The organism is Pseudomonas sp. PIC25, from assembly GCF_002286785.1.
In the GTDB taxonomy this organism is placed as follows: domain Bacteria; phylum Pseudomonadota; class Gammaproteobacteria; order Pseudomonadales; family Pseudomonadaceae; genus Pseudomonas_M.
The window spans coordinates 1-23,250 of the sequence record NZ_MUJY01000183.1 but is presented as its reverse complement, the minus strand read 5'-3'; the positions used below and the strand labels follow the sequence as shown (position 1 = coordinate 23,250).

The following is a 23,250-nucleotide window of genomic DNA, read 5'->3' as shown; positions in this document are numbered from 1 at the left end:
GCGGCCTCCTGTTCATTGGTATTGGCTCCCTGTACGACGGGGCTGCGCGTAGGTAGGCCTAGGTCAAGCCTTTGGCGTCTGGAAATAGACTCACCCTATCGACCCGATTGAGACACTCTCTCGAACGAACCCACAGGCCCTGTAGGGCTTTTGCCACAAGGGCTGCGCCGACTTGATGGCCACTGGCTTTAGAACCGATGGTTTTTCAACGGGTTAGCGCTATGCCGAATCGGTCGAAGCGAAACCGCCCCGAGCGGGCCGGTGACGCGGCTGCCCGGGGCCCGTGTGCATCCCGTGCAGGCGTCGTCAACTATCCTTGCAAGGAGCAGCCGTTATCCGGCGTACCCGCCGGTGGCTCCCAGGTTCTGCCGTGGAGAGGCTTATGAATCGCCTGATCCCGCGCATCATGCTGTGTCTGGCGCTGCTGGCGCCGGCCGCGGCGACCATGGCCGCCGGCGCGGTGAGCGTGTTGACGGTGAACGGCCCGATCGGCCCGGCCAGCGCCGACTACCTGGTGCGCGGCCTGGCCCGTGCAGTGGACGAGGGCGCCCAGTTGGTGGTGATCAACATCGACACCCCGGGCGGCCTGGATACCTCGATGCGCGACATCATCAAGGCGATCCTCGCCAGTCCGGTGCCGGTGGCCAGCTACGTATCGCCCAGCGGGGCGCGGGCCGCCAGCGCCGGTACCTACATCCTCTACGCCAGCCATATCGCCGCCATGGCCCCAGGCACCAACCTGGGCGCGGCGACCCCGGTGCAGATCGGCGGCATGCCCGGCGCGCCGCCCGAGCAGCCGGAAGATCCCGACGACCCGCAACGCCAGCGTGGCCAGCCGGCCGCTCCCGAGTCCGGCGATGCGCTGACGCGCAAGCAGGTCAACGATGCCGCTGCCTACATCCGGGGCCTGGCGCAGATGCGCGGGCGCAACGCCGATTGGGCCGAACGGGCGGTGCGCGAGGCGGTCAGCCTGTCCGCCGACGAAGCGCTGCGGCTCAAGGTGGTGGACTACCGGGCGCGGGACCTCAACGACCTGCTGCGGCAACTGGACGGCAAGACGCTGAATGCCGCCGGCCAGGACCTGACGCTGCGTACCGCCGGTGCCGCGCTGATCCACCACGAGCCGGACTGGCGCACCCGCCTGTTGGCGGTGATCACCAACCCCAGCGTGGCGCTGATCCTGATGATGCTGGGCATCTACGGCCTGTTCTTCGAATTCACCAACCCCGGTCTCGGCATCGGCGGTGTGCTCGGCGGTATCTGCCTGATCCTCGCGCTCTATTCGCTGCAACTGCTGCCGGTGAGCTATGCCGGGGTAGGGCTGATTCTGCTCGGCCTCGCCTTCATGGTGGCCGAAGCCTTCCTGCCCAGCTTCGGCGTGCTCGGCATCGGAGGGGTGGTGGCCTTCGTGGTCGGTGCGGTGATCCTGATCGACACCGAAGTCCCCGGCTTCGGCATTCCGCTGCCGCTGATCGTCAGCGTGGCGGTGGTCAGCGCGGTACTGATCGCGGCGCTGGTGGGGATGGCGCTGAAGGCGCGCCAGCGGGTAGTGGTCAGCGGCGACGCCGGACTGGTCGGCAGCCGGGTGGCGGTGGACGCGGTGCAGGCGGACGACCCCCGCAGCGGCTGGGTCCGGTTGCAGGGCGAGCGCTGGCGGGTGTCGAGCGAGGCGCCGTTGCAGGCCGGTCAGACGGTGCGGGTGCTGGCGCGAGACGGGGTTCTTCTACAGGTGACCGCGGCCGAAGATGGCCAGCGGGAGGAGGTTGAATGATCGGTTTCCAATTGAGTTTCGGGTTTCTTGCGGCGCTGGTACTCGCCTTGCTGGTTTCGGCGTTCCGTATCCTGCGCGAATACGAACGGGGCGTGGTGTTCCAGCTCGGCCGCTTCTGGCGGGTCAAGGGCCCCGGGTTGGTCATCATCATCCCGGGTATCCAGCAGATGGTGCGCGTGGACCTGCGCACCCTGGTGCTGGACGTGCCGACCCAGGACGTGATCTCCCGTGACAACGTCTCGGTGAAGGTCAACGCGGTAGTCTACTACCGGGTGCTTGACCCGCAGAGGGCGATCATCCAGGTCGAGGATTACCACTCGGCCACCAGCCAGTTGGCGCAGACCACCCTGCGCGCGGTGCTCGGCAAGCACGACCTCGACGACATGCTGGCCGAGCGCGAGCAGCTCAACGGCGACATCCAGCAGGTGCTGGACGCGCAGACCGATGCCTGGGGCATCAAGGTCTCCAACGTGGAGATCAAGCACGTCGACTTGGACGAGTCCATGATCCGCGCCATCGCCCGCCAGGCGGAAGCCGAGCGCGAGCGGCGGGCCAAGGTGATCCACGCCGAGGGCGAGCTGCAAGCCTCCGAGAAGCTGATGCAGGCCGCCGAGATGCTTGGCCGCCAGCCCGGCGCAATGCAGCTGCGCTACATGCAGACCCTGGGATCGATCGCCGGAGACAAAAGCTCGACCATCGTCTTTCCGCTGCCCATCGAGTTGCTGAAAGGCATGACCATCGCGCCCGAGGGGCCGAAGTGATCCACGCGGCCGGAAGGCAGAAAACCGCTTGCCAGCGCCTTCGGCCGCGCCCGCCGTCCAAAAAGAGGTGGGTTTTCAGCGAAATCTCCTGAAAGCCCATGCGTATTCAGGTCTGCGATCGAGGGAGGCTTTCCTAGACTTTTTCCTATCGGCTGCATCGCCGCCACTGTCCGGAGAATCCCATGCGTATTGGCGTCCCGAAGGAAATCAAGAACCATGAATACCGCGTCGGCCTGACCCCGCAATCCGTAGCCGAACTGGCCGGGCTCGGTCATGAAGTCTCGGTGCAGACCCAGGCCGGCGCGGCTATCGGCTTCTTCGACGAGGACTACCAGGCCGCCGGCGCGCGGATCGCCCGCGATGCCGAGGAGGTGTTCGACGTCGCCGAGCTGATCGTCAAGGTCAAGGAACCGTTGGCCGAAGAGCGTGCCCGGCTGCGCTCGGAACACACCCTGTTCACCTACCTGCACCTTGCTCCCGACCGTGCCCAGACCGACGAGCTGATCGCCTCGGGCGCCGTCTGCATCGCCTACGAAACCGTCACCGATGCCCAGGGTCGCCTGCCGTTGCTGGCGCCCATGTCCGAAGTGGCCGGACGCATGTCCATCCAGGCCGGCGCCACCTGCCTGGAGAAAGCCCGTGGCGGGCGCGGCGTACTGCTTGGCGGGGTGCCCGGCGTGCCGGCGGGCAAGGTGGTGATCCTCGGCGGCGGCGTGGTTGGCAGCCACGCCCTGGCCATGGCCGTGGGCCTGGGCGCCGACGTCACGGTGCTGGACAAGAGCGTCGATGCCTTGCGCCGGCTGGATGCCCAGTACGGCAACCGCATCACCACGCTCTACTCGACTCGCAGCGCGGTACGCGAGCAGGTGCTGGCGGCGGACCTGGTGATCGGCGCGGTGCTGATCCCCGGTGCTTCGGCGCCCAAATTGATCAGCGCCGAGATGGTCAGCCTGATGAAGCCCGGCGCGGTGCTGGTGGACGTGGCCATCGACCAGGGCGGTTGCTCCGAGACGTCCAAGCCCACCACCCACGACAAACCCACCTACCTGGTCGACGAAGTGGTGCACTACTGCGTCGCCAATATGCCCGGCGGAGTGGCGCGCACCTCCACCCTGGCGTTGAACAATGCGACTCTGCCGTTCGTCGTCGCCCTGGCCGAGAAAGGCACCCGCCGCGCCCTGGAGGGCGACCCGCATTTGCTCAACGGCCTCAACGTCGCGCGCGGGTTGATCACCTGCGCCAGCGTGGCGGACGCCCACGGCCTGCCGCACCAGCCGCCGGGCGCGGTGCTCGCCGAGTTGTGAGGCAGCGTGTCGGGGCCGGATGCACTTCGCCGCAGGCTGCTGCTGGGCCTCGGCTGCGCCGGCCTCGCGTTGGCGGCGCCCGGCGTCTTCGCCGAACTGCTGCTGACGCCCCGGCAGACCCAGGGCCCGTTCTACCCGGACGCGCTGCCGCTTGACCGCGACAACGACCTGATCCTCGTCGACGACCGGCTCACCCCGGCCATCGGCGCGATCACCCACCTGCATGGCCGGTTGCTCGATACCAACGGCTCGCCGCTCAACCGGACACTGATAGAAATCTGGCAAGTGGACGCCAACGGCCAGTACCTGCACAGTCGGGGCGGCGATCCGGCGCGGCGCGACGGCAACTTCCAAGGCTACGGCCGATTCGAAACCGGCCGCGACGGTGCCTACCGCTTTCGCACCATTCGCCCGGTGCCCTACCCGGGGCGCACGCCGCACATCCATGTGGCCGTCACCCCGCCCGGCCAGCCGCGCTTCACCACCCAGTGTTACGTCCGTGGCGAACCGCTGAACGCGCGCGACGGCATCCTCAACGCCATCCGCGATCTCCGCGCACGGGACAGCCTGATTGTCGACTTCGCACCGCTGCCCGACCCGCCCAGCGGTGAATTGAGCGCGCGCTTCGACATCGTCCTCGGACTCACCGCTGCTCAGTGAGCGCACTCCCAGCGCGGGAAGCGGTCAACCGAACAAGGGCCGGTTCACGCCGGCATCACGCCTTGGAAACGGAGCCCGACCATGCGCACACCGATCCTCCTCGCCACCCTGCTCGGCCTGCTGCTGATGGGATGCGACAAACAGCCGGAAGAAAAACAACGCGACAGCATGAGCGGCCCACAGGAAAGCCCGCAGCAATACCAGGACACCGTGGCCGAACCGCCGTTGGAAGAGCGCCCGGGGAGTGGGACGGGGGAGCGGGAATAGGTCCGTAGGCGGCTCAGCCACAGCACGGCCCTGTAGGAGCGAGCTCTGCTCGCGAAACGGAGTTTTGCTGAGCGCACGAATCGCCAGCAGAGCTGGCTCTTACGAAAAGCCCTCGGGCCTGTGTGTAGGTGAATTCATCGCCCGTGGGGCTCAGACGTACTCCCCCGCCGCGTGCCCTGAGGCCCAGGCCCATTGGAAGTTGAAACCGCCGAGGTGGCCGGTGACGTCGAGTACTTCGCCGATGAAGTACAGGCCCGGCGAACGCTGGGATTCGAAGGTCTTGGACGACACCTCGTCCGTGCTCACCCCGCCCAGGGTGACTTCGGCGGTGCGATAGCCTTCGGTGCCGGCGGGTACCAGCGTCCAGGCGGAGAGGCGTTGGGCAATGGCGTTCAGTTCGGCCGGGGTGTACTGCTTCAGCGGTTTGGAGACGAACCAGTGCTCGGCCAGCAGGCTCGCCAGCTTCTTGGTGAAGCATTCGGCGAGCAGCGTCTTCAACTCGGTGTTGGGCCGCGCGGCCTGTTGCTCGGCCAGCCAGTCGGCGGCGTCGCGATCCGGTAGCAGGTCGATTTCCACTGCGTCGCCCGGCTGCCAGTAGGAGGAAATTTGCAGGATAGCCGGGCCGCTGAGGCCGCGGTGAGTGAACAGGAGGTTCTCGCGGAAGCTTTGGCCGTTGCAGCTCACCCGGCAATCCACCGAGGTGCCGGACAGTTCGCTGCACATCTCCTTCAACTGATCGGTGATGGTGAAGGGCACCAGCCCGGCGCGGGTCGGCAGCACTTCGTGGCCGAACTGGCGGGCGACCTGATAGCCGAAGCCGGTGGCGCCGAGGGTGGGGATCGACAGGCCTCCGGTGGCGATGACCAGGGACTGGCAGTCCACCGGCCCGGCGCTGGTGTCCAGATGGTAGCCGCCGTCGGTCTTTTCGATCCGCTCGATGGAGGTGTTCAGGCGCAGGTCGACGCCGGCCTCAGCGCATTCCTTCAGCAGCATTTCGAGGATGTCGCTGGATTTGTGATCGCAGAACAGTTGGCCGAGCTTCTTCTCGTGGTACGGGATACCGTGCTTGGCCACCAGACCGATGAAATCCCACTGAGTGAAGCGGGCCAGGGCCGACTTGCAGAAGTGCGGGTTGCGCGAGAGGAAATTGGTCGGTTCGGTGTACAGGTTGGTGAAGTTGCAACGCCCGCCGCCGGACATGAGGATTTTCTTGCCGGCCTTGTTGGCGTGGTCGAGCAGCTGCACCCGGCGGCCGCGCTGGGCGGCGGTGAAGGCACACATCAGGCCGGCGGCGCCAGCGCCGAGGACGATGACATCGGAAGAAGGGAGCACGGAAAACCTCGTCGAACTGCGACCCGGTCGGGCGCGCGCATCTTACCCGAAAGGAGCGACGCGCAGCCGCACGCCGGTCAGGCCGCCGCCTGTTCCTGCTTGAGCAGGTGGCTGGCCATGCTGCGCAGCGGCGCGAGCTGGCGGCAGATCAGGGCGAGCTGGGTCTGTAGCAGGCGGTGGCCGTCGTCCAGTTCCTCGGGGATCTGCTCCAGCTCCTTGGCCAGGGATTCCTCCTCGTCGCTGTAGATGGCCACCGGGCGTTTGTCGATCAGGCTCTGGGCCAACTGGTCGAGGGTCCGGGTCAGTTGCTCGGCGGCGCGGTCTATCAGCGCGTCGCTGGTGTCGGCGGGCAGGCTTTCGCGATGGGCGCCGAGGGCCGAGAGGTAGCTCAGCAGGGTGTGCGACAGCACCAGGAAGCGGAAGCCGGTCTCCGCTTCCTTCCGGAAGTGGCCGGGCTCGAGCAGCATGTTGGATAGCGTGGTGGAAAGCGCCGCGTCGGCGTTATGGGCGTTGCGGCGGGCCAGGCGGTAGGCCAGGTCGTCGCGCTTGCCGCTGCGGTACTGCTGGATGATCTGCCGCAGGTAAAGGCTGCTGCAACTGAGGGTGTTGGCCACCACCTGGTTGAGCCGGCGGCCCTGCCAGTCCGGCAGGATGAGGAACACCGCGGCACCGGCGATCAGGCTGCCGAGCAGGGTATCCACCAGGCGCGGCCAGATCAGCCCGTAGCCGTCGCCCACCTGGTTGAAGCAGAACAGCACCAGCAGGGTGATCGCCGCCGTGGCCAGGGTGTAGCGGGTGGCACGGGTGGCGAAGAAGACTACCCCGGCGACCACCGCAATGAGGGATTGCACCAGCGGGCTGGGGAACAGCTCGAACAGCGCCCAGCCGGCGACCAGGCCGAGCACGGTGCCGCTGATCCGCTGCACCAGCTTGATCCGCGTGGCGCCATAGTTGGGCTGGCAGACGAATACCGTGGTCAGCAGGATCCAGTAGCCCTGGGTCGGGTGGATCAGGTGCAGCACGCCGTAGCCGGTGGCCAGCGCTACAGCCATGCGCAGGGCATGGCGGAACAGCAGCGAGGTGGGCGTCAGTTGCAGGCGGATGCGCTCGATGGCTTCGCGCAGCGAGCGCGGGTAGCGGTCGAGCAGGCTGCTGTCCTGCTCCTCGGCGAGGGCGTCGGGGTTGCTGGCCCCGGCCAGTTGCCGCTCCAGGGTGGCGAGGTTGCCGGACAGCGCGTTCAGCGAGCGCAGCAGGCCGCGCCAGGCCGGGTTGTTCTGCTGGCGCAGGTAGTCGATCGAGGCGTGCAGATCCTCCATCGCCTGGGCGCTGGCTTCGCCATAGTCGAACGGCTGGCGCAGTTGGATGGCTTCGCCCAGCTCACGGCAGGCACGGGCTTGCAGCTTGAGCAGGCGTTGGCAGCGGAACAGCACGTCGCTGTGGAAGAAGGCCTCGGCCAGGGCGTTGTACGGGTAGTGCGAGGAACTGGCGCGCTCGTGGATGTCCTGGGCCATGAAATACAGTTTCAGGTAGCGATTCACCTTCGGCCCCGGACGGCTGCTGCCGATGCGGTTGAGGATGGTCTCCTTGGCGGCGTTGAGCGCCGAGACCACCTTGCCGTTCTGCCGCGCCAGCTCCAGGCGGCGGGCTTCCAGGTCGAGCTGGCGCAACGGTTCGAGCAGCGCGGCCTTGAGCTTCAGGTACAGGCCCAGCTCGCGGTACAGCCGGGCCAGGCTCTGTTGCACCGGCTGATGGGCGAACAGTGCGTTCCACAGCACCGAGAGCGCGCCGTACCAGGCGGCGCCGCCCACCAGCAGCAGCGGTTCGCGCCACAGATCGCCGGTCACGCCGGCGCGCTGGTCGACGCCGATCATGCTGTAGATGGAAAGGATCAGGCTGGCCGAGGCGATGGCCGCGTAGCGCTCGCCGAGGGCGCCGAGCATCACCAGGCAGAAGGTGGCCAGGGCCAGGCCGGCGACGAACAGCCAGGGATAGGGGAACAGTAGCTCCACCGCCAGTGCTGCCACGCTGAAGCAGAACAGGGTGACCAGCAACGCGCTGAGGCGGCCGAGCCAACTGTCGTCGGTTTCCGCCAGGGCGCTGGCGATGATGCCGAGGAACAGCGGGATGACCATGCCCATCTGGTCCTGCCACCAGCCGAGCGCCATGGCTCCGGCCAGGGCGACGAAGACCCGCAGGCTGTAGCCGAACTTGTCCAGTGCCCAGAGACGGCGCAGGGATTGCCGGAGCGAAGGTGAAAGCATGGGAATGCGCGGGGCCTTGTGACTGCGTTGGGAGTGTTGGACGCCGTGGCGCGACGACCGTCACGCCGCCAGCGTAGCCGCTCTCGAGCAAGCAAGGAACATTCCGCGATGGGCATTGCCGACCGGTGTGAGGCAGGTCCGTGACGGAGGACGGGGCGGTTCATGTTTCGCCATCCTTTAGGGATGACTTGCAGGGGGCGGATTCATCCGCCCGGTGGTGTCTGGATCGAGATATTGCCTCGCCTCTGCGTGGCGGAACTGGATCCTTGGCAAGGGCGTTTCCTTGCTCAATCGACTCGTGTCCAGGAGCCCGTCAGGTTCAGGAATGTGTGGTCGGGTAAGGTGATGGCGGCATGGACAGTGTCATGTTCGAAGTCCTCCACATGCGTGACCGTCGTACCGTCGGCTTCCTTCCAGGTCACCATGAACACGCCCGGGCGGATTGGCAGGGCCCGGTAGGTTTCCGTCGTCGCGGCGGCGTCGAAATCTTCGGCGGGGAATGGAGCCCAGCGCAGTGTCTTGCCGTCCGCATCGAAGGCGACTCGGTAGACCCGCTCACCATAGTCGGCGCGGAAAACGTGGCCAATGGCGGGAAAGGCGATGGCGGTCATAGCGGTTGTTTCCTTTTTGATGGAGCCATTGCCTGCCTGCGAGAACGAAGGGATGGCGAGCGCCATCAGGAGAGCGGCAATGAGAGTGAATGGGGTGAACGTGAACATGGCGGTACCGATTCATTTGCCGGCTGGGGCGCCGGAGGCCAACCATGGCGGCTGCGAGTGCGCGGCCATACCGGCATTGGTTCGAAATTCATATCAGGTCTACTATGTAGACCTTCGTGCGAAATTCTCGGGAATCCGGTGCGGTTCCACAAGAAGTCATCGCTGCGTCATCAGGTCAGCGCGGCCTGACCTTTGGAGAAACTGTTGTGCTCGAGAATGAAACCCAAACCGAAGCCAATCAATTCGATCAGCCCTGTGCGATCCGGGACGTACTCGACCGAATCGGCGATCAATGGAGCCTGCTTGTCCTGGAAACGCTGGAAGGTGGGACGATGCGCTTCAACGAGTTGATGCGAGCCATTGGCGATATCTCGAAGCAGATGCTGTCCAGGACGCTGAAGCACTTGGAGCAGGATGGCTTTGTCCGGCGCACGCTGTATCCGGAGGTTCCGCCGCGAGTGGAATATGATCTGACCGCACTCGGTCGCTCGTTCCTCGTGCCCATGAAAGGGCTGGTTGCCTGGGCGGATGCCCACCACGGGGCCATTTGCGAAGCCCGCAGGTCCTACGCTGGGAGAAGTGCCTCAGAGAAGAAACAGGCACTCGCCGACTGAGTCGGACAGGGCGGAAACCCAGAGTGTGCTCCCTGGGCTCGACATGAATGTAACCCGGATAAGCGAAGCGCAATCCGGGAAAGACAAACCGCAGGGGGCCCTCAGAGCACCCGCACCTTCATCGAGCGTCCCTTGATCTTGCCTTCGCTCAGCCGTTTGAGCGCCTGGCGGGCGACGCTGCGGTCTACCGCGACGTAGGCCTGAAAGTCGAACAGGGCGATCTTGCCCACCTGGGCGCCGGGAATGCCGGCTTCGCCGGTGAGGGCGCCGAGGATGTCGCCGGGGCGTAGTTTGTCCTTGCGTCCGGCGGCGATGCACAGGGTGGTCATGGGCGGCAGCAGTGGTTCGTCGCTCTTCGGCTTCAGGTTGTCCAGCTCGTGCCAGTTCAGCGGCGCCTTCTGCAGGTTCTCGATGGCCTGGGCGCGGCTGGCTTCGGCCGGGGCCACCAGGCTCAGGGCCAGACCCTTTTCGCCAGCACGGCCGCTGCGGCCGATGCGATGGATATGCACCTCCGGGTCGCGCGCCAGTTCGACGTTGATCACAGCTTCCAGCCCGGCGATGTCCAGGCCGCGGGCCGCCACGTCGGTGGCTACCAGCACGCTGCAACTGCGGTTGGCGAACATCGCCAGGACCTGGTCGCGGTCGCGCTGTTCGAGGTCGCCGTGCAGGGCCAGGGCGGAAATCTTCCGTGCCTGCAGGTGCTCCACCAATTCCTGGCACTGCTGCCGGGTGTGGCAGAAGGCGACGCTGGATTGCGGACGGAAGTGCAGCAGCAGGCGCAGCACCGCGTCCAGGCGCTGGCGCGGGTCGATCTCGTAGAAGCGTTGCTCGATCTGGCTGTCGTCATGCAGGGCCTCCACTTGCACGCGCTGCGGCATTTTCATGAAGGTGGCGGCGAGCTGCTCGATGCCGGCTGGGTAGGTGGCGGAGAACAGCAGCGTCTGCCGGCGCGCCGGGGTTTGGCCGATGATGTCGGCGATGGCATCGTAGAAGCCCATGTCCAGCATGCGATCGGCTTCGTCCAGCACCAGGGTATTGAGGCCGTCCAGCGTCAGGGTGCCTTTGCGCAGGTGTTCCTGCACCCGTCCCGGCGTGCCGACGATGACGTGGGCGCCGTGTTCCAGCGAACCGATTTGCGGTCCGAACGGCACCCCGCCGCAGAGGGTGAGGACCTTGATGTTGTCGGCGGCGCGGGCCAGCCGGCGGATCTCCTTGGCCACTTGGTCGGCCAGCTCGCGGGTCGGACAGAGCACCAGCGCCTGGCAGCCGAAGAAACGCGGATTCAGCGGGGCGAGCAGGGCGATGCCGAAGGCGGCGGTCTTGCCGCTGCCGGTCTTGGCCTGGGCGATCAGGTCCTGGCCCTTGAGCATGAGCGGCAGGCTCTGCGCCTGGATCGGCGTCATCTCGGTGTAACCGAGGGCGTCGAGGTTGGCCAGCATGGCGGCGGAGAGCGGCAGGGAGGTGAAGGCGGCGGTCACGGCGAGGGTCCGGCAGGGGGATGGGCACGCAGTGTAACAGCCCCGGCGCCGGTTGCCGGGGCGCGGCGACCGGGAGGCCGCCGCAGGTGGGTCAGCGCAGCGGCTTGCCGCGGACCGGCGCGCCGTTGGCGACGTAGTAGGGCGCGTTGCTGCGGGGCAGCGGCGTCCGCCCACGGATTTTGTCGGCGAGCTTCTCGGCCATCATGATGGTCGGGGCATTGAGGTTGCCGGTGGTGATCAGCGGCATGATCGAAGCGTCGATCACTCGCAGCCCATCCAGACCGTGCACCCGGCCCTGGCCGTCGACCACCGCCATGTCGTCCTCGCCCATCTTGCACGAGCAGGACGGATGGAAGGCGGTTTCGGCGTGCTCGCGGACGAAACGGTCGAGGTCGGCGTCGGATTGGTAGTCGACGCCGGGGCTGATTTCGCGGCCGCGGAACGGGTCTAGTGCCGGTTGGTTCATGATTTCGCGGGTGATGCGGATGCCGTCGCGGAACTCCTGCCAGTCCTGCTCGGTGCTCATGTAGTTGAACAGGATGCTCGGGTGCTTGCGCGGGTCCTTCGAACAGAGCTGGATACGCCCGCGGCTGGGCGAACGCATGGAGCCGACGTGGGCCTGGAAGCCGTGTTCCTTCACCGCGTTGCTGCCGTTGTAGTTGATCGCCACCGGCAGGAAGTGGAACTGGATGTTCGGCCACTCGAATTCGTCGCGGGTACGGATGAAACCGCCGGCTTCGAACTGGTTGCTGGCGCCCACGCCCTTGCCGAGGAACAGCCACTGGGCGCCGATTGGCGGCTGGTTCCACCATTGCAGCGCGGGGTAGAGCGACACCGGCTCTTTGCAGGCGTACTGCACGTACATTTCCAGGTGGTCCTGCAGGTTGGCGCCGACGCCCGGCAGGTCGAGCACCACCGGGATGTCCAGGTCGCGCAGCAGGGCGCCGGGGCCGACCCCGGAGCGTTGCAGGATTTGCGGCGAGGCGATGGCGCCGGAGCAGAGCAGCACTTCGCGGCGGGCATGAGCGGTGACCGGCTCGCTGCCGTTGCCGTGCAGGTAGGCGACGCCGATGGCGCGCTTGCCGCTGAACAGGATGCGGTCGGTGAGGGCGTGGGTGACGATGGTCAGGTTCGGCCGGTTGCGTGCCTGGTCCAGATAGCCGCGCGCGGTGCTGGAGCGGCGGCCCTGGGGCGTGACGGTGCGGTCCATCGGGCCGAAGCCTTCCTGCTGGTAGCCGTTGAGGTCGTCCGTGCGCGGGAAACCGGCCTGCACCCCGGCTTCCACCATGGCGTGGAACAGCGGGTTGTTGCCCGGCTTCGGTGTGGTCACGCAGACCGGGCCGTCGCCGCCGTGGTAGTCGTTGGGGCCGATGTCGCGGGTCTCGGCCTTGCGGAAGTAGGGCAGGCAGTCGAGGTAGGTCCAGTCTTCCAGGCCCTTGTTCTTTGCCCAGTTGTCGTAATCCAGGGCGTTGCCGCGGATGTAGCACATGCCGTTGATCAGCGAGGAACCGCCGAGGCCCTTGCCGCGTCCGCACTCCATGCGGCGGTTGTTCATGTGCGGTTCCGGGTCGGTCTCGTAGGCCCAGTTGTAGCGGCGGCCCTGCAACGGATAGGCGAGGGCGGCGGGCATCTGGGTGCGGAAATCCAGGCGATAGTCCGGGCCTCCGGCTTCCAGCAGCAGGACGCTGACGTCGGCGTCTTCGGTCAGCCGCGTGGCCAGTACGTTACCGGCGGAGCCGGCGCCGACGATGATGTAATCGAATTCTTGGGGCATGGAAGCTCCTGTAGCCCGGATGCAATCCGGGAAAACGAGGTGACTGTCCCGGATTGCATCCGGGCTACGGGCTGTTTTCGTCAGAACACCGAGGCGTAATCGCCCAGCTCGACCTGGATGGATTTGATCCGGGTGTAGTGGGCCAGGGTGGTCAGGCCGTTTTCGCGGCCGACGCCGGATTGCTTGTAGCCGCCCACCGGCATTTCCGCCGGGGATTCGCCCCAGGTGTTGATCCAGCAGATGCCGGCCTCCAGGCGGTGGATCGCCCGGTGCGCGCGGTTCAGGTCCTGGGTCACCACGCCGGCGGCGAGGCCGTAGTCGGTGGCGTTGGCGCGGCGGATGACTTCGTCCTCGTCGTCGTAGACCAGGATGCTCATCACCGGGCCGAAGATTTCCTCGCGGACGATGGTCATGTCGTCGCTGCAATCGCTGAATACCGTCGGTGCCACGTAGGCGCCCTTGGCGTAGTCGCCGACGGTCACCCGCTCGCCGCCGCAGATCAGGCGTGCGCCTTCCGCCTTACCCTTCTCGATGTAGCCGAGGACGCTGTCCATGTGGGCGAAGCTGACCAGCGGACCGAAGTTGGTGTTTTCGTCCAGCGGGTTGCCGAGGCGGATGCGCCTGACCCGCTCCAGCACCTTGGACTCGAAGCGCGATTGCAGGGCGCGCGGGACGAACACGCGGGTGCCGTTGGTGCAGACCTGGCCGGAGCTGAAGAAGTTGGCCATTACCGCGATGTCGGCGGCGCGGTTGAGGTTGGCGTCGTCGAAGATGATCAGCGGCGACTTGCCGCCCAGTTCCATGGTGACTTCCTTTAGCGAAGAGCTGGAGGCGCTGGCCATGACCTTCTTGCCGGTGTCGGTGCCGCCGGTGAAGGAAATCTTTTCGATGCGCGGGTGCTCGGTGAGCCAGGTGCCGACTTCGCGGCCGCTGCCGGTGACCACGTTGAACACGCCGTTCGGCACGCCGGCCTCGGTGTAGATCTCGGCCAGCTTCAGCGCGGTCAGCGAGGTGACCTCGCTGGGCTTGAAAATCATTGCGTTGCCGGCGGCCAGGGCCGGGGCGGATTTCCACAGGGCGATCTGGATCGGGTAGTTCCAGGCGCCGATGCCAGCTACCACACCCAGCGGCTCGCGGCGGGTGTAGACGAAGCTGGTCTCGCGCAGCGGGATCTGTTCGCCCTCGATGGCGGGGATCAGGCCGGCGTAGTACTCCAGCACGTCGGCGCCGGTGACGATGTCGACGAAGCGGGTCTCGGCCAGCGGCTTGCCGGTGTCCAGGCTTTCCAGTTCGGCCAGCTCGTCGTTGCGTGCGCGGAGGATGTCCACCGCCTTGCGCAGGATGCGCGAGCGCTGCATGGCGGTCATCGCCGCCCAGACCTTCTGGCCTTCCTCGGCGCTGGCCACGGCGCGCTCGACATCGGCCTGGGAGGCGCGCTGCACCTCGGCTAGCACTTCGCCGGTGGCCGGGTCGATGCTCTGGAAAGTGGCGCCGCTGGTGGCGTCCACGTAGCCGCCGTGGATGTAGAGCTTTTGCAGTTCGAATCGGGACATGGGAACTCCTGAATAAGGTGGCCGATACCGGGATACGGGCCAGGGTTAGGGGTTCGCGCTCCTCGCATCTCCCTCGTTTTTCGAGAGCGTCAGGCGAGGGACGCCGCCAGGGTGTTGGAACGGTCCTCCGCCCCTCACCCCAGCCCTCTTCCCAGAAGGGAGAGGGAGTGTCTATCGGTTCAGCCGGCCTGCTTGGCCAGTTGCTGGTCCAGGTATTCGTAGGCGATGCGCAAGGCTTCCTGGGTGTCGAAGGCATCGCCGGACAACGCGCCGCGCAGCCACAGGCCGTCGATCAGCGCAGCCAACCCACGGGCGGCGGCGCGCGCGTCCTCGCACGGCAGCACACGGCGGAATTCGCCGCAGAGGTTGGAATACAGCCGGTGGTCGTTGATCCGTTGCAGCCGGCGCAGCGAGGGCTGGTGCATGCTGCTGGCCCAGAAGGCGAGCCAGGTCTTCATTGCCGGGCCGTTGACCTGGCTGGAGTCGAAGTTGCCGGCGATGATCGCCCGCAGGTGGTCGCGCGGGTTGTCGTCGGGCAGCGCTTGGCGGCGTTCGCGCACCGCCTGGCGCAGGGCCGCCATCAGGTGGCGCATGGTGGCTTCGAGCAAGCCGTTCTTGTCCTGGAAGTAGTGGCTGATGATGCCGTTGGACATGCCCGCCAGCTTGGCGATCAGGGCGATGCTGGCCTCGCCCATGCCGACTTGGTCGACTGCTTCGAGGGTGGCGTGGATCAGTTGCGAGCGGCGGATCGGTTGCATTCCAAGCTTGGGCATGGCGACACCTCTGTTCGTTCGGCGACTGCTCCGGATGGCTGGAGCCAGCATGGCACTAAGCTTGGAGCAGTCTATGGAATCTTTATTGAACGAACAATCAACAAAAACGACCTGGCATTGCTAACCACGACACGGGGCGTTTTTCAACGCTCCGTGCGCGGCAGCCCCCCTGCGCTCCGTTGGGGCGGAGCACTGGCAGGCCGTTGAAAAACTACCTGCGTTGGCAATACTGCGTTTAAAACGGCCTCAATATGCTCATTTACAGCACGTAAACTCCGCTTTTTCGGCCGTTTTTGCCTTGTCTTGCCTGCCTCGCCTACGTTTTTCAACGGCCTGCTAGGGGCCGAGCAGTGTGGCGGGTCAGACGACTCGGGAGAGCTCCGCTGGCTGCACCTGGACCGGTTTGGCCGCGCTGTTGTCGTCCTTTTCCAGGTTCTTGCCGAGCAATGCGTGGTACAGCTCGCTGTCGCCGAGGATGCCGACCACTTGGCCGTTATCCTCCAGCACCAGCTTGTGCCCGGTCTGGTAGCGGATCTGCAGGGCGTCGCGCATGGCGATGCGCACATTGACCAGGGTCGGTTCGCGGCGCAGGTTGCCCACCAGGTCGCCTGGCGCCCAGCGCTGTAGCTTGAGGTCCTGGCCGCCTTGGCGAGCGCATTGCACGCCGTTGTTGTCGTCCAGGCCGAGCCAGCAGTCGCGGCCCTGATCCACGCAGATTTCGTTGCCTTCGTGACGGCACTGCTGCAACGGACGCATCAGGCTCTCGCCGCACAGCACGTTGAGCGGGTTGGTATGAGCGACGAAGGTGCGCACGTAATCGTCCGCGGGATTGAGGACGATCTCTTCCGGCTTGCTGTACTGGATGATCCGGCCGTCCTTCATGATGGCGATGCGTGAGCCGAGCTTGAGCGCTTCGTCCAGATCGTGGCTGACGAAGACGATGGTCTTGTGCAGCTTGCGTTGCAGCACCAGCAACTCATCCTGCAACTGCTGGCGGATCAGCGGGTCGAGGGCGGAGAAGGGCTCGTCCATCAGCAGGATGTCGGCATCCATGGCCAGGGCGCGGGCCAGGCCGACGCGCTGCTGCATGCCGCCGGAGAGCTGGTCCGGACGCTTGTCGCGCCATTGGCTGAGGCCGACCAGTTCGAGTTTCTCGTCGACCAGCTTCTTGCGCTCGGCGGCCGGGCGGTGCTGCATCTCCAGGCCGAAGCCGACGTTTTCCTCCACGGTCAGCCAGGGCATCAGGGCGAACTTCTGGAACACCATGGCGATGCGCTTGGTGCGCATGGCCTTGAGGGTAGCCGGGGAGCAGGACGCGATGTCCACTTCGGCACCTTCGTGCTCGATCAGCAAGCGGCCGCGGCTCACGGTATTGAGGCCGTTGATGCAGCGCAGCAGGCTGGATTTGCCGGAGCCGGAAAGGCCCATCAGTACGCAGATTTCGCCGCGCTCGATGTCCAGGTTGGCGTTTTCCACGCCCACCACCTGGCCGGTCTTCTTCAGGATCTGGTCACGCGTGAGGCCTTGATCGAGCAGGGCGAGGGCTTCACGCGGTTGTTTGGAGAAGATGACGTCGACCTTCTCGAAGCGAATCATGCTCACGCTTCAGTCCTCCGCTTGGCTTCGGGTTGTTTGCAGACGCGGTCGAGCAGGATGGCCAGCAGAACGATGGACAAACCGGCTTCGAAGCCGAGGGCGATATCCGCGGTATTGAGGGCATTGACCACCGGCTTGCCGAGACCGTCGGCACCGACCAGGGCGGCGATCACCACCATCGACAGCGACAGCATGATGCACTGGGTCACGCCGGCGCCGATGCTGGGCATGGCATGCGGCAGCTCGATGCGGCTCAGCAGTTGCCAGCGCGAGCAGCCAAAGGCCTTGCCAGCGTCGAGCAGTTCGTGCGGCACGTCCTGGATGCCCAGGTAGGTCAGGCGGATCGGCGCGGCGATGGCGAACACCACGGTGGAAATCAGCCCCGGTACCACGCCCAGGCCGAACAGGGTCAGGGTAGGGATCAGGTAGACGAAGGTCGGCACCGTCTGCATCAGGTCCAGCACCGGCCGCATGAAGGTGTAGAACATCGGCTTGTGCGCGGCGGCGATGCCCAGCGGCACGCCGATCGCCACGCAGACAAGGGTGGCGAAGAGCACCTGGGCCAGGGTCTCCATGGTTTCCTGCCAGTAGCCGAGGTTGAGGATCAGCAGGAAGGAGAGCGCGCAGAACGCGGTGAGGGCCCACTTGCGCTGGATCAGTTGCGTCAGCAGCGCGAACAGGCCGATCAGCACCAGCGGGTTGAACCAGAGCAGTCCATGGGTGACGCCCTGGATCAGCATTTCCAGCGTGTCGGCCACCGAGTCGAAGAATTCGGCGCCATTGAGGGTCAGCCATTCGACGAAGTCGGCGATGTACTGCCCTAGGGGGAGTTTGTGGTCAGTCAACATGGTCTCGTACATCCACTTGCAGGAGGAGCGGAAGGCGCCCCGGTCAGGGCGCCAGCTTGGCCTGGGCTGCGCCCAGTGCGGGTTTTCCGTCGCGAGTGGTAACGCCTGCCAGCCAGGTATCGAGAACCTGCGGGTTGGCTTTCAGCCAGGCTTTGGCGGCTTCACGCGGCTTCTGGTTCTGGTTCAGCACGGCATCCATCAGCTGGTTTTCCATATCCAGGCTGAACTGCAGGTTCTGCAGCAGCTTGCCGACGTTGGCGCATTCCTGGGTATAGCCTTTGCGCACGTTGGTGTAGATGGTGGCGCCGCCGTAGTTCGGGCCGAACACGTCGTCGCCGCCTTCGAGGTACTTCATGGGGAAGCGGGTATTCATCGGGTGCGGTTCCCAACCGAGGAACACGACCCACTGGTTGCGCCGAACGGCGCGCTGGACCTGGGAAAGCATGCCGGCTTCGCTGGATTCGACGACCTTGAACTTGCCGAGGTCGAAGGTGTTGGCGTCGATCATGCCCTGGATCAGGCGGTTGCCGTCGTTGCCCGGCTCGATGCCGTAGATCTTGTTGTCTAGCTTGTCGGCAAACTTGGCGATGTCGGCGAAGCTCTTCAGGCCGGCTTCATACGCGTAGTCCGGTACGGCGAGGGTGTACTTGGCGCCTTCGAGGTTGGCCCGTACGGTTTCCACGGTGCCCTTGTCGCGGTATTCCTTGATGTCGTTCTCCATGGTCGGCATCCAGTTGCCGAGGAAGACGTCGATGTCCTTGTTCTGCAGCGAACGGTAGGTCACCGGCACCGACAGCATGTTGGTCTTGGTCTGGTAACCGAGGCTTTCCAGCACTTCGCTGGTGACTGCGGTGGTAACGGTGATGTCGGTCCAGCCGACATCGGCAAAGCGAACGACGCCACAAGATTCTGGTTCGGCGGCCTGGGCCAGCAGAGGGAGGCTGGCTAGGGTGGCGGCCATCGCAAACGTTCGTATTTTCATGGGCGGACTCCGTTTCTGGTTGTTGTAGCTCCTCTCGGGAGCGGCATTGGCAGTCGGTATGAAAAATGTGAGGCCACTTCGTGCGTGGCGGCCTGCACACCAAGCCTAGCGGTTGAGTCGAGAGGATCATGGAACAGCGGAAAACAAACGCCTATGGGGGGCGTCGCAACCAGTGCAGCCGGGGTCGTATCCAGCATGAGAGGGGTCGTATCCGGTAATTCGGGCCCCTTCCGCGCAATATCCGGGGGCGCTGCTGGACTGCCCTCGGCTCTTTTTCATTCAAACAAACCAAGCCGTACCTTGATCACTCCAGTGTCGGCGATCGTCCCTACTGGCGACTCCGGCCAGCCAGGTGCCGAGCACCTGCGGGCGGGCGTCGGCCACGCTTTGGCCGCCTGGCGACGGTTGGCGTTCTCGTTGAACACCTCGAGCTGCTTGTCTGGTCTCCGGCCCGACAGGTGCTTGACCTGGGTGAGGAGGTCGAGCACCAGAGTGGGGTCCCAGGTGGGGCGTTGCAGGTGGTCATGCGATGTCGGTGCAGTCGACATCGGAGAAACGGACCAGCCGGCAGCTTTCCGGTTCCGTTACATGTGTCGCGGATGGACTGCGGAGAGCCGGGAGCGGGAGCGTGGAGGTCATGGTTTTCATCGCCCCACTTCCTTTTATCTGGATGAGTCCACGCGGATGCGTTCGACGAAGCCCGGTGGGGCGGCCCGCGCCGTCCGCCCTGAATCTGCCATGCCCGTATGCGACCGACGCCGAAGCCGCTTCCGGCAACCGAGGGAGCGGCCAGATGAAACGGTACGCCTATCGGGTCGTCGTTTTTGGTGTGTGGAATGTCGTTTCCGGTGCGTCGGTCCGCGACGTCCAGGCGTATTTATGAAGCACGTATGGCGACGACGCTGGTGGATAAGGGTGCGTCGGAATGGGACTCCGTGACATCGGACAAAGGACCGATGATGCCCGCCCGTAAAGGCAGTCCGCATGCCGCTTCGTCTCAGGAGGTTGTTCCATGGCCATCAGTGTGTTCGACCTGTTCAAGATCGGGATCGGGCCTTCCAGTTCCCATACCGTGGGGCCGATGCGCGCCGCCGCGCTCTTCGTCCAGGCCCTTGGCGAGCGTCGCCTGCTGGCACGGGTCACCCGTGTCGAAGTGAAGCTGTATGGCTCGCTGTCGGCCACCGGTGTCGGCCATGGCACCGATAACGCCGTGATCATGGGGCTGATGGGTGAATGGCCGGATCGCATCGACCCGCGCCAGATCGCACCGCGTATCGCTGCTCTCAAGGAGACCGGCAGCCTGCTGCTGGCCGGTGAGCGGCCGGTGGCGTTCGACTGGGCGCGCGACATGCGCCTGCTCGACGAAAACCTGCCCTACCATCCGAACGCCATGACGCTGATCGCCTGCGACGACAACGGCGAGTTGCACAGCGATACCTACTACTCCGTCGGCGGCGGCTTCGTCGTCGATGCCGAGCAGGCCGCCGCCGGCCAGCTCGATCAGGACCATACCCGCCTGCCCTACGACTTCTCCAGCGCGGTGGAGCTGCTGCAACTGTGCCGTCAGCATGGGCTGCGGGTCTCCGAACTGATGCTGGAAAACGAGAAGGCCTGGCGCAGCGAAGCGGATATCCGCGCAGGGCTGATGCGCCTCTGGCAGGCCATGCGCGAATGCGTGGACAACGGGCTCAGCGAAGAGGGCATCCTGCCCGGCGGGCTCAACGTGCGCCGGCGTGCCGCCAAGCTGCACCGCAGTCTGCAGGAGCTGGGCAAGCCCAACGTGATCGGCTCGACCATGAGCGCCATGGAGTGGGTCAATCTGTTCGCCCTGGCGGTGAACGAGGAAAACGCCGCCGGCGGGCGCATGGTGACCGCGCCGACCAACGGCGCCGCCGGCATCATCCCGGCTGTGCTGCACTACTACATGAAGTTCAACCCGGATGCCTGCGATGACGATGTCGTCAGATTTTTCCTGGGCGCCGCTGCGGTGGGCATCCTGTGCAAGAAGAACGCTTCCATCTCCGGCGCTGAAGTCGGTTGCCAGGGCGAGGTGGGTTCGGCCTGCGCCATGGCGGCGGCCGGCCTCGCCGAAGTGCTCGGTGCTACCCCGGAACAACTGGAGAACGCCGCCGAGATCGGCCTCGAGCACAACCTCGGGCTGACCTGCGACCCGGTCGGCGGGCTGGTGCAGGTGCCCTGCATCGAGCGCAATGCGATCGCCGCGGTGAAGGCGATCAACGCCGCGCAGATGGCACTGCGTGGCGATGGCGAGCATTTCATCTCCCTCGACCGGGTGATCCGCACCATGCGCGACACCGGTGCGGACATGCACGACAAGTACAAGGAAACCTCGCGTGGAGGGTTGGCGGTCAGCGCCATCGAGTGCTGATGCCGAGCTCCCGCGGCTGCCCGTTCTTCGCACACGGGCGCCGGGCAATGCCATCTTTTGGCGCGCCCACCGGATGAAGTACCGGCCTCAAGGACGAGGCTGGGAACGGGTAGGGGAATCCCGAGGCAAGGGGTGACAATCCTGACCCGGTAGCACCCGTCAAGGTGCTACGAAACTGCTCAGTCACGCAGGTGGCGAGCAGCGGCAAGGCCGCCGGACGACCCGGGCAGGAGTGCCTCGGAACCGCATGACAGAGGCACTCCGGTGACTCCGCCTTTTTTGATTGAACAGTCATTCAAAATAGGCACGACATTTGCGTTCCGAATTCTCACAGTCCGGACGCCAGGCGTACCGGCCGGCATAAAAGAACAAGAGCCCCAATGGGCCTAATCCGCTTTGCGTGAGGAGATACCGTGATGTCGCAGTTCAACCCCGGGGCGCAAGCCCAGAACCGTGCGCCGCAATCCATCGGCTTCCTGCTGCTCGACAACTTCACCCTGATTTCCCTGGCTTCGGCCGTCGAACCCTTGCGCATGGCCAACCAGCTATCGGGCCGTGAATTGTACCGCTGGAGTACCCTGACTCTGGATGGCGGTCAGGTCTGGGCCAGCGACGGCCTGCAGATCACCCCGGATTCCTCGGTGGCCAACGCCCCGGCGCTGGATACCGTCATCGTTTGCGGCGGCGTCGGCATCCAGCGCAGCGTGACCCGCGAACATGTGAGCTGGCTGCAGTCCCAGGCCCGCCAGGGCCGCCGACTGGGTGCCGTCTGTACCGGCAGCTGGGCGCTGGCGTGCGCCGGTCTGCTCGACGGTTTCGATTGCAGCGTGCACTGGGAATGTCTGGCGGCGATGCAGGAAGCCTTCCCGCGCGTGGTCATGAGCACCCGCCTGTTCACCCTCGACCGCAACCGCTACACCAGCTCCGGCGGCACCGCGCCGCTGGACATGATGCTGCACCTGATCTCCCGCGAGCACGGCCGCGAGCTGTCCGCCGCGATCTCCGAGATGTTCGTCTACGAGCGCATCCGCAACGAGCAGGACCACCAGCGCGTGCCGCTCAAGCACATGCTCGGCACCAACCAGCCGAAGCTGCAGGAAATCGTCGCGCTGATGGAAGCCAATCTCGAGGAGCCCATCGACCTTGATGAGCTGGCGGTCTACGTCAACGTCTCGCGCCGGCAACTGGAGCGGTTGTTCCAGAAGTACCTGCATTGCTCGCCGTCGCGCTACTACCTCAAGCTGCGCCTGATCCGCGCCCGTCAGTTGCTCAAACAGACCCCGATGTCGATCATCGAGGTGGCTTCGGTGTGCGGTTTCGTCTCCACGCCGCACTTCTCCAAGTGCTACCGCGAATACTTCGGCATCCCGCCGCGCGACGAACGCATGACGCCGAGCAACAGCCAGCCGGTGGCGCTGCTGCCGATTCCGCAGGCGCTCATGCCCGGCGCCATGTCGGCACTCAGCCAGGCGCGTGGGGAGTCCACGTTCGCAAGCGTCCGCTTGTAAGGGAATGCCCGTGCCCCGGTTTGTACCGGGGCCGGCAAATCAGCCGTGGGTCTGCCGGTACTGGGCCAGTGCCGGCAGCAACTGGCGCGAAATGGCTTCGCGCACGGCCGGCAGCATCTCCGCACCGCTGGCCAGCATCTGCTCCACCAGCCCCCGCAAGGCCTGGGCGCGCGGCCCACTGAGCCCCACCAGGGCGCGTTCGCAGGCCTGCTCGGCGGTGGCCCCCGGTGGAATCTCGATACCCAGCGCCTGCAGGCGTTCGCGCAAATCGTCCTGATCGATCAAATCCGCATACATCATCGCCAAGTCCTCATGAGAGTCGCTGTGGTTCGATTCTGGTGAGCCCACCGGAACGCGGCAAGGGGCCATGTGGCGAGATGTCAGGAACGCACATGAACAGGTCGTTTTCGGCTAATCCACCCGGCCGGCGACCCCGCACAATCCTTTCCAGCTCGCCCCTTCAGGTGGTTGGTCGCCACCGGGGCATGCAGCCATGCGGTCCCGAGCACAGGACCCTCTTGTACCCCCGCTTTCGTGTCGGCTTTTGCGGGGGTTTTTTTTGGTTCTTCGCGCATTTCCGGGGAGCCCTGAACAAGAACGGCGATTTGGTTGAAGATGTTTGTGCGACCAAACCCCTAAAACCAAAACCGCCGTTCTGAT

At 65.5% G+C, this 23,250-nt stretch carries 20 protein-coding genes; 8 read left to right on the top strand and 12 right to left on the bottom strand.

Translation table 11 applies throughout. From position 1 onward, the window contains the following. Positions 1–382: 382 nt before the first annotated feature. From BZL41_RS24825 to BZL41_RS24805, 5 genes are all read left to right on the top strand, one after another. The gene (locus BZL41_RS24825; RefSeq protein ID WP_095601733.1) at positions 383–1,771 is read left to right on the top strand and encodes a nodulation protein NfeD; all 1,389 of its coding nucleotides are present in this window, start codon (positions 383–385) and stop codon (positions 1,769–1,771) included. Continuing rightward, the gene (locus tag BZL41_RS24820) at positions 1,768–2,532 is read left to right on the top strand and encodes a slipin family protein (protein ID WP_168191066.1); all 765 of its coding nucleotides are present in this window, start codon (positions 1,768–1,770) and stop codon (positions 2,530–2,532) included. The genes BZL41_RS24825 and BZL41_RS24820 overlap by 4 nt, the downstream gene beginning before the upstream one ends. A gap of 182 nt (positions 2,533–2,714) precedes the next feature. Then, positions 2,715–3,836: an alanine dehydrogenase gene (gene ald, locus BZL41_RS24815; RefSeq protein WP_095601732.1), complete on the top strand. Its 1,122-nt coding sequence runs from the start codon at positions 2,715–2,717 to the stop codon at positions 3,834–3,836. Between the two features lie 6 nt (positions 3,837–3,842). Beyond that, a complete protein-coding gene (locus tag BZL41_RS24810) occupies positions 3,843–4,496 on the top strand; it encodes a protocatechuate 3,4-dioxygenase (protein ID WP_095601731.1) in 654 nt (217 codons plus the stop codon). A gap of 81 nt (positions 4,497–4,577) precedes the next feature. Next, on the top strand, positions 4,578–4,763 hold the full coding sequence (locus BZL41_RS24805; protein ID WP_095601730.1) for a hypothetical protein: 186 nt from the start codon (positions 4,578–4,580) through the stop codon (positions 4,761–4,763). A 150-nt stretch (positions 4,764–4,913) separates the two neighbouring features. Here BZL41_RS24805 and BZL41_RS24800 read toward each other — a convergent pair whose 3' ends face one another. The 3 genes from BZL41_RS24800 to BZL41_RS24790 form a co-directional block, all read right to left on the bottom strand. Next, on the bottom strand, positions 4,914–6,095 hold the full coding sequence (locus tag BZL41_RS24800; protein WP_256578240.1) for an NAD(P)/FAD-dependent oxidoreductase: 1,182 nt from the start codon (positions 6,093–6,095) through the stop codon (positions 4,914–4,916). A 77-nt stretch (positions 6,096–6,172) separates the two neighbouring features. Further along, the gene (gene yccS / locus BZL41_RS24795) at positions 6,173–8,356 is read right to left on the bottom strand and encodes a YccS family putative transporter (protein WP_095601729.1); all 2,184 of its coding nucleotides are present in this window, start codon (positions 8,354–8,356) and stop codon (positions 6,173–6,175) included. A gap of 287 nt (positions 8,357–8,643) precedes the next feature. Then, positions 8,644–9,075 (bottom strand): hypothetical protein, encoded by a 432-nt coding sequence (locus tag BZL41_RS24790; protein ID WP_095601728.1) that lies wholly within the window; start codon positions 9,073–9,075, stop codon positions 8,644–8,646. Between the two features lie 206 nt (positions 9,076–9,281). Here BZL41_RS24790 and BZL41_RS24785 point away from each other — a divergent pair, with 206 nt between their 5' ends. Further along, on the top strand, positions 9,282–9,689 hold the full coding sequence (locus BZL41_RS24785) for a helix-turn-helix domain-containing protein (RefSeq protein ID WP_095601727.1): 408 nt from the start codon (positions 9,282–9,284) through the stop codon (positions 9,687–9,689). 101 nt (positions 9,690–9,790) lie between these two features. Here BZL41_RS24785 and dbpA read toward each other — a convergent pair whose 3' ends face one another. The 8 genes from dbpA to BZL41_RS24740 form a co-directional block, all read right to left on the bottom strand. Continuing rightward, the gene (gene dbpA, locus BZL41_RS24780) at positions 9,791–11,167 is read right to left on the bottom strand and encodes an ATP-dependent RNA helicase DbpA (protein ID WP_095601726.1); all 1,377 of its coding nucleotides are present in this window, start codon (positions 11,165–11,167) and stop codon (positions 9,791–9,793) included. Positions 11,168–11,258: 91 nt separating this feature from the next. Continuing rightward, entirely contained in the window at positions 11,259–12,941 is a 1,683-nt protein-coding gene (gene betA / locus BZL41_RS24775) for a choline dehydrogenase (protein WP_095601725.1), read from the bottom strand. 80 nt (positions 12,942–13,021) lie between these two features. Next, positions 13,022–14,494, bottom strand: a complete 1,473-nt coding sequence (gene betB / locus BZL41_RS24770) for a betaine-aldehyde dehydrogenase (RefSeq protein WP_095601724.1) — start codon at positions 14,492–14,494, stop codon at positions 13,022–13,024. 179 nt (positions 14,495–14,673) lie between these two features. Then, complete coding sequence (gene betI, locus BZL41_RS24765; RefSeq protein ID WP_095601723.1) at positions 14,674–15,267, bottom strand: transcriptional regulator BetI; 594 nt, start codon at positions 15,265–15,267, stop codon at positions 14,674–14,676. 360 nt (positions 15,268–15,627) lie between these two features. Next, complete coding sequence (choV, locus tag BZL41_RS24755; protein WP_095601722.1) at positions 15,628–16,869, bottom strand: choline ABC transporter ATP-binding protein; 1,242 nt, start codon at positions 16,867–16,869, stop codon at positions 15,628–15,630. Next, positions 16,866–17,711: a choline ABC transporter permease subunit gene (gene choW / locus BZL41_RS24750; protein ID WP_084336124.1), complete on the bottom strand. Its 846-nt coding sequence runs from the start codon at positions 17,709–17,711 to the stop codon at positions 16,866–16,868. The genes choV and choW overlap by 4 nt, the downstream gene beginning before the upstream one ends. Positions 17,712–17,754: 43 nt before the next feature. After that, on the bottom strand, positions 17,755–18,693 hold the full coding sequence (locus BZL41_RS24745) for a choline ABC transporter substrate-binding protein (RefSeq protein ID WP_095601721.1): 939 nt from the start codon (positions 18,691–18,693) through the stop codon (positions 17,755–17,757). A gap of 275 nt (positions 18,694–18,968) precedes the next feature. Then, complete coding sequence (locus tag BZL41_RS24740) at positions 18,969–19,181, bottom strand: hypothetical protein (RefSeq protein WP_143518157.1); 213 nt, start codon at positions 19,179–19,181, stop codon at positions 18,969–18,971. A gap of 524 nt (positions 19,182–19,705) precedes the next feature. Between BZL41_RS24740 and BZL41_RS24735 the strand changes: the two genes are divergently transcribed. Together BZL41_RS24735 and BZL41_RS24730 are read left to right on the top strand one after the other, a co-directional pair. After that, positions 19,706–21,082 carry an L-serine ammonia-lyase gene (locus tag BZL41_RS24735; RefSeq protein ID WP_095601719.1) on the top strand — a complete coding sequence of 459 codons (1,377 nt, stop codon included), beginning with the start codon at positions 19,706–19,708 and terminating at the stop codon, positions 21,080–21,082. A gap of 416 nt (positions 21,083–21,498) precedes the next feature. Then, positions 21,499–22,590 (top strand): GlxA family transcriptional regulator, encoded by a 1,092-nt coding sequence (locus tag BZL41_RS24730; RefSeq protein WP_095601718.1) that lies wholly within the window; start codon positions 21,499–21,501, stop codon positions 22,588–22,590. Between the two features lie 39 nt (positions 22,591–22,629). Here the strand turns inward: BZL41_RS24730 and BZL41_RS24725 are convergent, their stop codons facing one another. Further along, positions 22,630–22,890 (bottom strand): hypothetical protein, encoded by a 261-nt coding sequence (locus tag BZL41_RS24725; RefSeq protein ID WP_095601717.1) that lies wholly within the window; start codon positions 22,888–22,890, stop codon positions 22,630–22,632. Positions 22,891–23,250 lie beyond the last annotated feature (360 nt).